Consider the following 12,285-nt stretch of genomic DNA (forward strand, 5'->3'; position numbering starts at 1 on the left):
AGGACGAATTATTGGCGTGTAGGTCGATTTATCAGTGCAAATGTCGATTTATTAGCGTGTAGGTCGATTTATTAGCACCAAGGACGATTTATTGGCGTGTAGGACGATTTATTGGCGCCAAGGACGATTTATTTAGCGTGTAGGTCGATTTATTGGCACCAAGGACGATTTATTGGCGCGTAGGTCGATTTATCAGTGCAAAGGTCGAATTATTAGCGTGTAGGTCGAATTATTAGCACCAAGGACGAATTATCCGCAAAAAAGGTCAAATTCCACCAACCAAATCAAAAAAAAGCGCTTGCAGAGATACTATTTCTCGGCAAGCACTTCATTTATTCAGTTGGTTGAGTTTAATGATAACAATTGGTACGTAATGGTGGTTTTTTCGTTGGTCCATTCAACTTTTTGAATAACTGCTGTTCCGCTTGAGTCAGATTGAATAGTTTTACGGACGTCAATTGGAATGTCGATTGGATATAACCGATAGCCTGCTTTTGTTAGGCTGAAAATATTTTCTTGTTCTCGAATTTCGTTTCCTTTTGTAACGATCATGGTGTTGAGTTCCATAGGCATGCCCATGTATATCTCCTCCTCTGGCCAATGTATACTTCATTCTAACATTATTCCGTTTTATTTTTCATCCAAGTTGTTAAATCTTCGACTACTTTTCTGTTGACGGCTGGCGGGAAGTAATGTGTGAATTGAGGAAAATACCAGCTTTCTACCTCTTTATCATGGGTTTTCAACCGTTTTTCCAGCCGGTACGCATGTTCAACCGAGACATTGTCATCCAGTTCACCATGAATAATCAGAACAGGAACATTCAATTCTTCAATCGCAAACAACGGAGTCCGGAATTCATATTGGTCTGGGTATTTTTTAGGCGTGCCTCCAATGACTCGCTTCATCATGCGGCGCATATCGACCCGTTCTACATAAGTTAAAAACATATCTGACACACCGCCCCACGTTACAATTGACGCCGCATTCTTACAATAGATTCCAGTCCAAAGCGCCATGATGCCGCCACGGGAAAATCCGAGAATATGAATATGTTCCTTATTCACTCGGGGATGTTGCTCAAGCAGCTTGAATCCAGATATCGCATCGAACCGATCTTCGCCGGCAAAATCCTCATCGCCCTCGCCACCTTGATTCCCCCGGTAAAAAGGGGCAAATACGATAAATCCTTCTGCAGCATACTGGATAATTCTTGCAGGCCTCACCTTGCCTACATTTTTAATTCCACCTCGTAAATATAAGAAGGCATCGTGCATCTCACCATCCACCGGTTCAGCTAGCAATCCCTTAACCTTCAAGCCCTGTGATATGTATGTAATTAAATAAAGATGGATTTCTGGATGCGGTGATGGAAACCGCTGTTTTGAAATAATCGATCCGTTCTCCAATTTCCACGCCCCTTTCTCTTTCCTTTATTGTAAAACATCCAACAGTTTTTATCCCCTGATAGGCATTCACATATTTTTTCTCCCGTTCATACGATAAGGTAGGCAAAATACCTATTTATGAGGAGGAAAGAATTTTGAAAAAATGGTGTAAAGCAGGTGTCATGTTTTTGCTCATGTGTTTGCTTCTGATTCCGCTTGGAGCATGCGGCAGCAAGGAAAAAGAAACAACGAAGGTCAGGGTTGCCGAAGTGACCCGCTCCCTTTTCTATACACCGCAATATGTCGCGATTGAAAAGGGATTTTTTAAAGATGAGGGCTTATCTATTGATTTAAAAACGACAGCAGGCGGCGACAAGACGATGACCGCTCTCATTACGAATGGAGCGGACATTGCTCTCGTGGGCTCTGAAACATCGATTTATGTGGCGCAGGGATCAGACGACCCGGTCATAAACTTTGCTCAATTAACGCAAACAGATGGAACGTTTCTTGTTTCACGTGAAAAAATTGACAATTTCAATTGGGATATGCTGAAAGACTCCACATTTCTTGGTCAGCGTAAGGGCGGAATGCCGCAGATGGCCGGCGAGTTTGTGTTGAAAAAACATAACATTGACCCGCAAAAGGATTTGAATCTCATCCAGAATATTGATTTCGCTAATATCTCAACTGCATTCGCTTCCGGTACAGGTGATTTTGTACAGCTATTTGAACCAACTGCCAGTGTGTTTGAAAAAGAAGGAAAAGGCTATATCGTCGCTTCTTTCGGCACCGAGTCTGGTCATCTTCCTTATACGGTTTATATGGCTAAACAAAGCTATTTAAAGGAAGACAAAGAGACCGTTCAGAAATTCACGCGAGCTTTGAAAAAAGCACAGGACTGGGTTCAGGAAAGTGATGCATCAGAAATTGCTAAAGTCATTCAGCCCTATTTTGAAGATACCAATCTAGACACGATGGAAACAGTCATCAACCGCTACAAAGAACAAGGCTCCTTTGCCACTGATCCCATTCTTGATGAAGAAGAGTGGAACAATCTGCAAGACATCATGGACGAAGCCGATGAGCTCCCTTCAAGAATTAGCCATGATGAACTGGTAAACACCGATTTTGCTGAAAAAGTGTCAAAGTAGCTAGAGGTAAGGAGGATGTCCGATGAGCTTTTTAAAAATCCAAGACATTCACCATACTTATTTTTCAAATAAGACGGCAGCGACCGCACTCGCGGACATTTCCCTCGACATTGAAAAAGGTGAATTTGTCTCTTTTCTTGGTCCGAGCGGCTGCGGAAAGACGACCCTGCTTTCCATCATCGCCGGACTATTCCCGCCCACTTCGGGAAAGATCCTGCTCGAAAACAACCCGCTGAAGGCCGACAGTGACTTATCAATCGGCTATATGCTGCAACAGGATTATCTTTTCCCATGGAAAACGATTGAAGAAAATGTTTTATTAGGATTAAAGCTGATTAATAAGAATGAAGGCCTGGAGAGAATAAAGACGTTGAAACTGTTGAGTGATGTTGGATTGGGAGGCACCGGAAAATTATATCCGCGTGAACTTTCCGGAGGGATGAGGCAACGAGCTGCTCTGGCACGAACACTCGCAGTGGACCCAAAAATCCTCTTGCTTGATGAACCGTTTTCGGCCCTAGATTACCAAACGAAGTTGAAGCTTGAAGACCTTGTTTTTGAAACTCTGAAATCTTTTGGAAAGACGGCAGTGCTTGTCACCCATGATATTGGTGAAGCCATCGCAATGAGCGACCGGATTTATCTATTTTCCGCGAAGCCAGGCAGAATTTACAAAACTTTTGAAGTACCTGATGAACTACGCGAACTAACACCTTTTCATGCCCGTAATCACCCACAATATTCGGTATTATTCCAAACGATCTGGAAGGAGCTTGAGAGCCTTGAATATTGAACAGCTTCATAGCCAGTATAAAACCTCTTTGAAAAAGGAAAACAGGCTAATTCGCTTTTATCAGATCCTGATTTTCATTGTCTTTTTCAGCAGTTGGGAACTTTTTTCTCGGATGAAGTGGATTGACCCGCTCATCTTCAGTTCGCCCTCTAAAGTATGGCATCTATTTATAAAGAAATTAGGTGACGGAACACTTCTTTCCCATTCAGGCGTGACCCTATTCGAAACCGTGCTCGGCTTCATCATCGGGACACTGCTTGGAACGATACTTGCTTCCTTGCTCTGGTGGTCGCCGAGGTTGTCGAAAACGCTCGACCCGTATCTCGTCATTTTAAATGCAATGCCAAAAGTCGCCCTCGGACCTATTATCATCGTAGCATTCGGACCAGGTTTCCCGTCAATCATCTCGATGGGAGCGATCATTTCCATTATCATCACCACTATCGTCGTCTACACAGCATTTCGCGAAGTCGATCCCAACTACCTAAAGGTACTGCAAACATTCGGTGCCACAAGGGCTCAGTCCTTCCGGGAAGCCATATTACCGGCATCCTTCCCGACTATTATCTCGACATTGAAGGTGAATGTAGGCCTCTCCTGGGTCGGCGTCATCGTCGGTGAATTTCTCGTCTCAGCAAAAGGACTCGGCTACTTAATTATTTATGGATTTCAAGTCTTCAATTTTACCCTCGTTATGCTCTCCTTGATGATTATTGCCTTCTTTGCGACAATCATGTACCAACTTGTCGAACTACTCGAGCGAAAATTAATCAAGGATTAACCTAACTGCCGATACTCGTCGGCAGTTTTCATATTTACCGGGTTTACTCGTGAATTAGATGGTTTTACTCGTGAGTTTTCGGGTTTTACTCGTGAATTAGATGGATTTACTCGTGAATCTATGGAATTTACTCGTACAAACCATCCAACCTCGCTAAACTCAACGGCACGATTTCATCTTTCATGATAAAACTAAACTCCTCACCTAGCACATCCGGCAACACATCCAATAGAATCGGTCCATCCGTTTCTAGATAATTTTCTTTCCACTCTATCTCACTCAACTTAGCAAAGTAAATCGATTTTACAAATGGCTTCACTGGATTATGAACTTTATACTGTCCCAAAAATTGCAGGTGTTCCACCACTCCTCCGGTTTCTTCATACACTTCCCGCTTGGCCGCTGCTTCAATTGATTCCCCAGTCTCCCTCTTTCCGCCAGGAAATTCCAATCCCCGCTTACGGTGTTTCGTCAATACCCACTTTCCTTTAATTCTGCAGAGCACGAAAACATGCCAAGCTTCCCCAAAAACAGGATCCACGGAGAATTCCACCTTATATCCGTTCATATCACAAAACTGTTTCATATTTCCCCTCTCTCTATTTAAGAAAAACTATTTCATTTTATTGGAGTCACCATTCATTATATGGAATAAAAATCCCGCTATCCAGCGAGAATTCTCTTCACATTGAAAAAAACGATGGCCTCTCAATATTCGAGGCCATCATCTGTTCGTTTTGCCTGTAAAATTCCCATACTCTCTATATGCCGCTTTCCTTCTTCAGTTCCAAGTTTATGAATCATTTCGTATATCTTTTGAAGCGTGATATCCTGTTTATCATTTTCCCGGTCAAAATGATATTGAAGATACGGGACGTGGGCGCGATAAAAGTTTTCTTCGCCAACTGAATAATTGTAATCAAATAACTCACGCAACTGCAGGATTTCGTTGTCGGTTGCTTCGATTTCAAAATTCCACTCAGAACCTTCCCTATCTTGTGAGATTTGCCCAGTTGGGAGCCAAATGTAATACGTTTTCCTATTTTCAGACACATCCATCCACCCTTTCAATAAATCCTACGCTTATTTTTTCACGTAACTCTCCACTTCATACAATGGAAAATTTTGTTTACAGAAGACCAAAGATGTTAAATAATAGATTAAAGTATCTTTCATAGGGTAAAACATATAATATAGGCAAGCATCCCTACAAATTTTTATATGCACCCAGAGGTTTTTTTGATAACCTACATATAAAGAGATAACGGATTTCTAAAAAATGTGAGGTGAAAGTTTTGAAGTTAATTGAAGAATTATACAATATGTACCGTAATAAGTTGACCGGTGATGAAGAAGACATTGATATGCTTACTTTTGCGGTTCTGGAACAACTGGACAGGAAGGAAATTTTCGAATTGCTTCAAGAGATGGATGATCAAGAACTAACCAATCTAATGGGCCTTTACATTATTGAAACGTTAAAAGGGAAGTTCGCTCAAAACAGCATGAACGATACGAAACCTACACATTTTCCACCTCGGAATATTCATTAATACATACCATTCAGGTATCCCTCTTTATGGGATGCCTTTTTTCTTTCCGCTTTATGAAAGTTATTGGTGAAATAGACACAGAACCTCTTTCTATCGTACAAATATATTAAAAAAAGCCCTACCGAAGTAGAGCTTTTCAAAAGAAACCTTAATGTCCTAAATACGCACGCAGCATCCATGCATGTTTGTTTAAGCTTTTCTTCATGCCTGTCAGCATATCAGCTGTAACCGGATCTTCTTCTTCAGCAACTGCGATAATTTCTAGGAACTCTTCGGAAAGCTTCTCGAAATCGCTGATGACACTTTGCACCATATCTTCTGTATTTTCGGTCCCTGTTGCTTCTTCAATAGTAGTCAATTCCAAATATTCTTTAAGCGTAGCAACTGGTTTTTCACCAATGGCTAAAAGTCGTTCAGCCAGCTCGTCATAATTAGCTGTCACTTCTTTATATAATTCTTCCAATTTTTGGTGAAGTTCAAAGAAGTGCGGTCCATTCACGAACCAGTGGTAATTGTGAATTTTCGTATAAAGAACACTGAAGTTTGCAATTTCCTTATTCACTAAAGTTCCTAATTTTTTCTGAGCCATAAATATCTACCTCCGTAAGTTGGTTATACCTTTATATTTCCCTCTATTCGAAAATTGAAACATTATCTGACTCGGTTCTTATGCTAAAATGAATCTAAATTGTGAACGTTAGGAGCTGTAAAGTATGATTACGGTTTTAGTTATCTCCATTATTGTGATTCTGATTGTATTGGCCTTATCGGTCCTAACAATCGGAAAAGGTTACAGCTACAAGCATACAGTGGATCCGGTCGATCCTTTGCCTGAGGATGAGGGAAAAAAAGAAGAACCCGAAAAATAAAAAAAGTTCCTGTCACAAATGGACAGGAACTTTTTTATTAACCGAAAACTTTATGAAGATCTTCTTTATCTTGTGACAGCCAGAAATTCATTAATTTCTTAGCTCCTTCAAGATCATGCAACTTCGCTTGGCCGCATTGTTTTTCGTTTGCAGCAGGAATTTCTGTAATTGTAACAGCATCCTTGAATGTATCTTCAAGAACATCGATGATTTCCGTCACTGTCGGCTCGCCGCTGACCACAAGGTAATATCCTGTTTGACATCCCATAGGTGATATATCGATAATATCAAAATGATCGAACCGCTCAGAATGCTTACGGATATTGAAAGCTAGCAAATGTTCTAATGTGTGGATTGTATCCGGCTTCATCGCTTGTTTATTCGGCTGACAAAAACGGATATCAAATTTATTAACAACACCATCTGTTCCAACCTTATGGACACCGCAATGTCTAACATATGGGGCTTTAACAGCGTTATGATCTAATTCAAAGCTTTCAACTGAAGGCATTTAATTCACTCCTTAATTGTATGTCATTTCTATTTTACCTTGAATTACAATATATTTCACCCTTTTAAATTAATTCCCATTATTTCAATCGGATTTATCCTTGCGCTTGTTCCTTTATTAACCTTATTGGAAACAAAAAAAATATGCTATAATTAACGGTATTGAATTTTACTCGAAAAGAGATGAAAACGTCTTGCTGAAAAAAGTATTAATGGGAATTATCCGTATTTACCAAGTTGTGATTTCACCATTAAAACCGCCTACCTGCCGTTTTTACCCAACTTGTTCCCATTACGGTTTAGAAGCGATAAGTCGATTCGGGCCGATAAAAGGAAGCTGGTTAGCCATTGTCAGGATTCTTAAATGCCATCCTTTTCATCCAGGCGGTATTGACCTCGTTCCCGAAAAAAAGAAAAAAGGTGAAGATCACTAGAAAAAAACCTTGCTTTCTTGTGTAATCTTTTGTATTATACAGAAGTCAAATCGTAATCATTTCGTTTTTAAATCATAGATCTCAAATCGTAATCAATACGAATTATCTAAAAAGGAGAGTTTTATATGAAAAAAAGTGTACTTCTCTCCCTTTTTCTGGTTACAGCGCTATTTCTTTCAGGCTGTGGCAATTCAAAGGGAGAAACTACTGATACTAATAAAGACATTTTAAACGTGTACACTACCGTTTATCCTTTGCAATACTTCACAGAAGCAATTGGTGGAGAGTACGTAAACGTCGAAACTGTTTATCCACCTGGTACTGATGAACATTCATTTGATCCCTCTCAAAAAGATATTGTAAAAATGGCTGAATCAGACCTATTTTTCTATATTGGTTATAATCTTGAAGGCTTTGTCACAAAAGCAGAACCGATTTTAAGCAAAGAAGGCGTCACTACAGTCGCTATAGGTGAAACGGTTCATTTAGATGAAGATGAGCATGCACACGAAAACGAGCATGCGCATGAAGAAGACGGCCATGATCATGGTGGCGTTAATCCCCATTTGTGGCTAGATCCCATCTATTCCATTGAAATGGCAAAAAGCATTAAGGACGAATTAACGAAGCAAATGCCTGAACAAAAAGACTACTTCGACAACAAATTCAACGAACTTACTGTAAAACTTAAAGCTCTTGATGAAAAATTCGCTACGACAATTAAATCGGGTCGTACCAATAAGATTATCGTTTCTCATTCCGCATATGGTTATTGGGAAGAACGATACGGACTTGAACAAATTGGCGTCACCGGCCTTACGTCTTCAAACGAGCCTTCTCAAAAAGAACTAGGGAAAATCGTAACAATGGCCGACAAAGAAAATCTTCACTACGTCATCTTTGAGCAAAATATCAGTTCTAAACTGACTGAGATTATTCAAAAGGAAATGGGTGCGAAATCACTTGAGCTTCATAACCTTTCCGTCTTGACAGATAAAGATATCGAAGCCGGTGAAGATTACTTTAGTTTAATGGAAAAAAATATCAAGACGCTACAAACTGCGTTGCAATAGACAAAGAAGAGGCAGACTCAAATGGGTCCGCCTCTTCTTTACTATTGCCATTTTTATAGTTTAAAGTTTCTTTCTTTGTCTCGAGCTATATTAGTACCACCATCAAACTGTAAAATATAAGGAGGGACATGGCTCAAGATGTAAAGTGTTCCGTTGACACCTGTTCCTTCTGAAAACATGGCAATCGCTGTGCTGCCTATCCGGTTCTTCTATTTCTCTAAGTGTTTTTCACGGATTCTTTCCATTTTTTCCATCAGTTTCGTCCCAATTGTAGACTCGAATTCCGGATAGATGACCGTCATTTTATCCATCCACTCTTTTTTTTCTTCATCAGATAATGTGTATATGTCGATATTGGATTTTTTCTCAATTTCTCGAAGCTGAGCTTGATTCATTTCATTGGACTTGATCCATAGCCAATTCGTTGTATCGTCCATTGCCCGCTGAATTTGTTGCTGAATGTCCACCGGAAGCTTGTCCCAAAACGGCTTATTCATCATGACAACATAGCCTAAATACCCGTGATTACTGATAGTTAAATATTTTTGAACTTCGTATAGTTTCTTGGAATAGATATTCGAAATCGTATTTTCCTGGCTGTCCGTTTTATTGATTTCCAGGCTTTTGAACGTATCATTAAATTCCAGCTTAGATGTTGTGGCCCCAAAATGCTGAAATTGGCTTTCAATCACCGTACTTGGCATAATCCGGAAGTTCTTCCCTACAAAATCTTCTGGATGGCGAATTGGCTTATTGCTTGTAATTTGCTTGAAGTTATTCGACCAGAATGCTAGCCCTTCTATATCTATCGTATTTAACTGATCTAGTAGCTCATCTCCCACTTCTCCATTCAATGCTTCCTGTAAGGCGGCATCCGTTGGAAAGACATAGGGTAGGTCCAAAAGCATCCACTTTTTCGATATGCTTGTAATTTTAGAAGTGGTCGGGGCAATCATCTGCACCTTATTTTCGTGTAAAGCATTGATTTCTTCATGATCACTATATAAAGATTGATTAGGGTAGACTTCAATTTTGACACGGTGATCGGTATATTCATCAACAAGATCTGCAAATCGGTTCGCTGCTAGCCCTTTAGGCGTATTTTCAGCGACTACATGGCTGAACTTAATTACAATTTGATCTTCCATTCCTACCTGCTCTTCATCCTTAGGCAGATCAAAATTGGAGCTAGAAAAGAACGATTGAAATGAAATATATACCGCAATCAGCAACCCTATTCCAATTAAAACAAAGTACCCCCAAAAAGCACGCATATTGACATCTCCTTACCGCTCGCTTCACAGTATATCTATTCTATCACAGCCTTTTTCCTGTCGTAATACAATGCGCGAAAAATAGCGAAAAGTGTTAGAAATTCTGTTACTATTAAGTATAGAAGTAATGGAGGAAAAATAATGGATAAATCCTTTCATATGCCGATTCAATTGAAGATTACCCTGCTATCATTCGTAATCGTAGCTTTTTCGATTCTAATAGGCGGGATTTTTATATTTGGAAACATCGTTTCAATCAGGGAGGATGAAATTGGCAAACGCTCCATGATTACAGCCCATACCATTGCCGAACTACCTGAAGTACAAAAATTAGTCCGTGAATCAGAAGGTTGGACAAAACTAAACCCTATGATTGAAAACTTAAGAAAAATTCATCAAGCTGATTATATAGTTGTGCTGAACAATCAACATATTCGCTATTCCCACCCGGTTTTCAGCCAATTGGGAACACAATCAAAAAGCAACGACGAAAGCGCTGCTTTTGCTGAACATGAATATCTATCAAAGGCTTCTGGCGAACTTGGAATTTCAGTCCGTGCATTTGTCCCGATCCTTGATAAGGAAAATGAACAAATCGGTGTCGTTCTCGTCGGAAACATATTACCGACAATTCCCGAATTAATCATGGACTTGAAAGGCCAAATCGCGATTATTCTATTACTTACACTGCTGTTCGGCGTATGCGGCTCCTGGCTCATGGCCAGACGGATAAAAAAAGAAACCTTTCAACTTGAGCCTCATGAAATTTCAAGAATGTTAGTCGAAAGGACCGCTGCCTTTAATGCGATGCATGAAGGTGTCATTGCAATAGATAATAATCAAACCATCACAATTTTTAATGAAAAGGCAAAGCAAATGCTAAATATCAGTGGCGCGGTGATTGGCAAGAATATCAATGACATTATTAGTGATACCCGCCTGCCAGAAGTGCTAGACCGGACATCTCCTATCTTCAATCAGGAAATTTCGGTTCAAAACAGAAACCTTCTAAGCAACCGGGTACCTATTAAAATAGCCGATAAAACCATCGGAGCTGTGGCAATCTTTCAGGATCGTACCGATGTAGCGAAGCTTGCTGAAGAATTGACGAGTGTCAAAGCATTCGTTGAAGCCCTACGTGTTCAAAACCATGAACATATGAATAAACTTCATACGATAGCAGGATTGATTCAACTTGGGAATTTAGATGATGCACTACAGTACATTTTTCAAATTACAGAAGAGCAAGAGGAATTGACCAGGTTTTTAACGAAGCACATTCACGATGATAATTTAGTGGGGCTACTATTAAGTAAAATCTCCTTAGGGCGTGAACTTGGAATCGAACTCATCATGGATAAACATACGAAACTGGACCGCTTTCCAAATGATATGGATCATCATGATTTCGTATTGATTATCGGGAACTTGATAGAAAATTCCTTTGCAGCCCTCAAACATTTATCAGAAGAACCAAAGCAAGTCTACCTATCCATCTATCAGGATGAACAGCATTGCCAAATTGTACTTGAAGATAATGGGTCCGGTATCCCCGAGGAGATTCACAAAGATATATTTGAGTATGGTTTTACAACAAAAGGTGCGGAAGGATCAGGAATTGGTCTCTATCTTATAGACCAAATTGTAAAAAAAGCGAATGGCGAAATGAGTTTTACAACACGTCCTAATGAAGGAACAAGCTTTTTTCTTTCTTTTCCCATGCATGATATAGAGGAGAACCAAAATGACTAACCAAATTCGCGTACTTTTAATTGAAGACGACCCAATGGTCCAAGAGGTAAACAAGCAGTTCATTGAGCGGCTACAAGCATTTAAAGTCTTTGATACAGCTTCCAATGGACTTGAAGGTCTTGAAAAAATCAGGCAATCTAAACCGGATCTTGTCATTTTGGACATCTTCATGCCTTCTTTAAACGGGGTAGATACACTCTATCAAATAAGAAAAGAACAAATTGATGTGGATGTCATCATCATTTCGGCAGCTAATGACCAGAAAACCATCCGAAAAATGATACAAAACGGGGCTTTTGACTATTTAATTAAACCATTTAAATTCGAGAGACTAAAACATACACTTGAGCAATATTATGCTTTTCGTATGGAAGTTGAACCCGACCATCAGATTTCTCAAAATCAACTCGACCGAATTCTCTTTCAAAATAAAACATCTCCTGAAACGAGTCCGAAATACGATGTTCCTAAAGGGTTAAATGGTGCGACCCTTGAGCAGGTCACAAAATTCATAAAAACTCAGCCTGGATCTTTATCTGCGGAGGAAGTGGCCGATGGAATTGGAATTGCCAGAGTAACAGCCCGTCGCTATCTAGAATACTTACACGGCGAGGACGTTCTGCAGCTTGATGTCCAGTACGGCAGCATTGGCCGTCCAGTTAATCGATACCGTCTAAAAAAATCTTAGAACATATGGGGACCTA

Annotated in this window: 16 protein-coding genes; 9 read left to right on the forward strand and 7 right to left on the reverse strand. The window is 39.9% G+C overall.

The window, feature by feature from the left end:
- Window positions 1-336: 336 nt before the first annotated feature.
- Window positions 337-579 carry a DUF2584 domain-containing protein gene (locus JFV29_RS24690; RefSeq protein WP_053347907.1) on the reverse strand — a complete coding sequence of 81 codons (243 nt, stop codon included), beginning with the start codon at window positions 577-579 and terminating at the stop codon, window positions 337-339.
- 41 nt (window positions 580-620) lie between these two features.
- Window positions 621-1,409, reverse strand: coding sequence for an alpha/beta hydrolase family protein (locus JFV29_RS24695; RefSeq protein WP_201187006.1), 789 nt, complete (start codon window positions 1,407-1,409; stop codon window positions 621-623).
- Window positions 1,410-1,570: 161 nt separating this feature from the next.
- Here JFV29_RS24695 and JFV29_RS24700 point away from each other — a divergent pair, with 161 nt between their 5' ends.
- The 3 genes from JFV29_RS24700 to JFV29_RS24710 are packed head-to-tail and all read left to right on the forward strand — an operon-like array spanning window position 1,571 to window position 4,116.
- Entirely contained in the window at window positions 1,571-2,542 is a 972-nt protein-coding gene (locus JFV29_RS24700; protein WP_201188091.1) for an ABC transporter substrate-binding protein, read from the forward strand.
- A gap of 22 nt (window positions 2,543-2,564) precedes the next feature.
- Window positions 2,565-3,335, forward strand: a complete 771-nt coding sequence (locus tag JFV29_RS24705) for an ABC transporter ATP-binding protein (protein WP_201187008.1) — start codon at window positions 2,565-2,567, stop codon at window positions 3,333-3,335.
- Complete coding sequence (locus JFV29_RS24710; RefSeq protein ID WP_242485369.1) at window positions 3,316-4,116, forward strand: ABC transporter permease; 801 nt, start codon at window positions 3,316-3,318, stop codon at window positions 4,114-4,116. The genes JFV29_RS24705 and JFV29_RS24710 overlap by 20 nt, the downstream gene beginning before the upstream one ends.
- 127 nt (window positions 4,117-4,243) lie before the next feature.
- On the opposite strand, the gene ytkD is transcribed toward JFV29_RS24710, so the two are convergent.
- Both ytkD and JFV29_RS24720 read right to left on the reverse strand, forming a co-directional pair.
- On the reverse strand, window positions 4,244-4,702 hold the full coding sequence (ytkD, locus tag JFV29_RS24715) for an RNA deprotection pyrophosphohydrolase (protein ID WP_201187012.1): 459 nt from the start codon (window positions 4,700-4,702) through the stop codon (window positions 4,244-4,246).
- A 122-nt stretch (window positions 4,703-4,824) separates the two neighbouring features.
- Window positions 4,825-5,175 (reverse strand): hydrolase, encoded by a 351-nt coding sequence (locus tag JFV29_RS24720; RefSeq protein WP_201187014.1) that lies wholly within the window; start codon window positions 5,173-5,175, stop codon window positions 4,825-4,827.
- Between the two features lie 227 nt (window positions 5,176-5,402).
- On the opposite strand from JFV29_RS24720, the gene JFV29_RS24725 reads away from it, so the two are divergent.
- The gene (locus JFV29_RS24725; protein ID WP_376103862.1) at window positions 5,403-5,669 is read left to right on the forward strand and encodes a DUF6154 family protein; all 267 of its coding nucleotides are present in this window, start codon (window positions 5,403-5,405) and stop codon (window positions 5,667-5,669) included.
- Window positions 5,670-5,817: 148 nt separating this feature from the next.
- Here the strand turns inward: JFV29_RS24725 and JFV29_RS24730 are convergent, their stop codons facing one another.
- Window positions 5,818-6,258: a Dps family protein gene (locus tag JFV29_RS24730; protein ID WP_201187016.1), complete on the reverse strand. Its 441-nt coding sequence runs from the start codon at window positions 6,256-6,258 to the stop codon at window positions 5,818-5,820.
- A gap of 124 nt (window positions 6,259-6,382) precedes the next feature.
- Here JFV29_RS24730 and ytzI point away from each other — a divergent pair, with 124 nt between their 5' ends.
- Window positions 6,383-6,538, forward strand: coding sequence for a YtzI protein (gene ytzI, locus JFV29_RS24735; protein WP_081113018.1), 156 nt, complete (start codon window positions 6,383-6,385; stop codon window positions 6,536-6,538).
- 37 nt (window positions 6,539-6,575) lie between these two features.
- Here ytzI and JFV29_RS24740 read toward each other — a convergent pair whose 3' ends face one another.
- On the reverse strand, window positions 6,576-7,049 hold the full coding sequence (locus JFV29_RS24740; RefSeq protein WP_201187018.1) for an S-ribosylhomocysteine lyase: 474 nt from the start codon (window positions 7,047-7,049) through the stop codon (window positions 6,576-6,578).
- A 211-nt stretch (window positions 7,050-7,260) separates the two neighbouring features.
- Between JFV29_RS24740 and yidD the strand changes: the two genes are divergently transcribed.
- A complete protein-coding gene (yidD, locus tag JFV29_RS24745; RefSeq protein ID WP_376103936.1) occupies window positions 7,261-7,482 on the forward strand; it encodes a membrane protein insertion efficiency factor YidD in 222 nt (73 codons plus the stop codon).
- Window positions 7,483-7,607: 125 nt separating this feature from the next.
- A complete protein-coding gene (locus JFV29_RS24750; RefSeq protein ID WP_201187023.1) occupies window positions 7,608-8,555 on the forward strand; it encodes a metal ABC transporter solute-binding protein, Zn/Mn family in 948 nt (315 codons plus the stop codon).
- A 209-nt stretch (window positions 8,556-8,764) separates the two neighbouring features.
- On the opposite strand, the gene JFV29_RS24755 is transcribed toward JFV29_RS24750, so the two are convergent.
- Window positions 8,765-9,829: a DctP family TRAP transporter solute-binding subunit gene (locus tag JFV29_RS24755; RefSeq protein ID WP_201187025.1), complete on the reverse strand. Its 1,065-nt coding sequence runs from the start codon at window positions 9,827-9,829 to the stop codon at window positions 8,765-8,767.
- A gap of 141 nt (window positions 9,830-9,970) precedes the next feature.
- Here JFV29_RS24755 and JFV29_RS24760 point away from each other — a divergent pair, with 141 nt between their 5' ends.
- Complete coding sequence (locus JFV29_RS24760) at window positions 9,971-11,581, forward strand: ATP-binding protein (RefSeq protein ID WP_201187027.1); 1,611 nt, start codon at window positions 9,971-9,973, stop codon at window positions 11,579-11,581.
- Window positions 11,574-12,269 (forward strand): response regulator, encoded by a 696-nt coding sequence (locus tag JFV29_RS24765; protein ID WP_053347921.1) that lies wholly within the window; start codon window positions 11,574-11,576, stop codon window positions 12,267-12,269. Before JFV29_RS24760 ends, JFV29_RS24765 begins: the two co-directional genes overlap by 8 nt.
- The last annotated feature ends 16 nt before the right edge of the window (window positions 12,270-12,285 follow it).

It is taken from the genome of Peribacillus sp. TH16, assembly GCF_016651095.1.
GTDB lineage: Bacteria > Bacillota > Bacilli > Bacillales > DSM-1321 > Peribacillus > Peribacillus butanolivorans.

Excerpts from the sequence above, each read along its gene's own strand:
- JFV29_RS24690 (WP_053347907.1), bottom strand. The coding sequence starts at position 579 with ATGGGCATGCCTATGGAACTCAACACCATGATCGTTACAAAAGGAAAC.
- JFV29_RS24700 (WP_201188091.1), top strand. The coding sequence starts at position 1,571 with ATGTTTTTGCTCATGTGTTTGCTTCTGATTCCGCTTGGAGCATGCGGC.
- JFV29_RS24705 (WP_201187008.1), top strand. The coding sequence starts at position 2,565 with ATGAGCTTTTTAAAAATCCAAGACATTCACCATACTTATTTTTCAAAT.
- ytkD (WP_201187012.1), bottom strand. The coding sequence starts at position 4,702 with ATGAAACAGTTTTGTGATATGAACGGATATAAGGTGGAATTCTCCGTG.
- JFV29_RS24720 (WP_201187014.1), bottom strand. The coding sequence starts at position 5,175 with ATGGATGTGTCTGAAAATAGGAAAACGTATTACATTTGGCTCCCAACT.
- JFV29_RS24730 (WP_201187016.1), bottom strand. The coding sequence starts at position 6,258 with ATGGCTCAGAAAAAATTAGGAACTTTAGTGAATAAGGAAATTGCAAAC.
- ytzI (WP_081113018.1), top strand. The coding sequence starts at position 6,383 with ATGATTACGGTTTTAGTTATCTCCATTATTGTGATTCTGATTGTATTG.
- JFV29_RS24740 (WP_201187018.1), bottom strand. The coding sequence starts at position 7,049 with ATGCCTTCAGTTGAAAGCTTTGAATTAGATCATAACGCTGTTAAAGCC.
- yidD (WP_376103936.1), top strand. The coding sequence starts at position 7,261 with ATGGGAATTATCCGTATTTACCAAGTTGTGATTTCACCATTAAAACCG.
- JFV29_RS24750 (WP_201187023.1), top strand. The coding sequence starts at position 7,608 with ATGAAAAAAAGTGTACTTCTCTCCCTTTTTCTGGTTACAGCGCTATTT.
- JFV29_RS24755 (WP_201187025.1), bottom strand. The coding sequence starts at position 9,829 with ATGCGTGCTTTTTGGGGGTACTTTGTTTTAATTGGAATAGGGTTGCTG.
- JFV29_RS24760 (WP_201187027.1), top strand. The coding sequence starts at position 9,971 with ATGGATAAATCCTTTCATATGCCGATTCAATTGAAGATTACCCTGCTA.
- JFV29_RS24765 (WP_053347921.1), top strand. The coding sequence starts at position 11,574 with ATGACTAACCAAATTCGCGTACTTTTAATTGAAGACGACCCAATGGTC.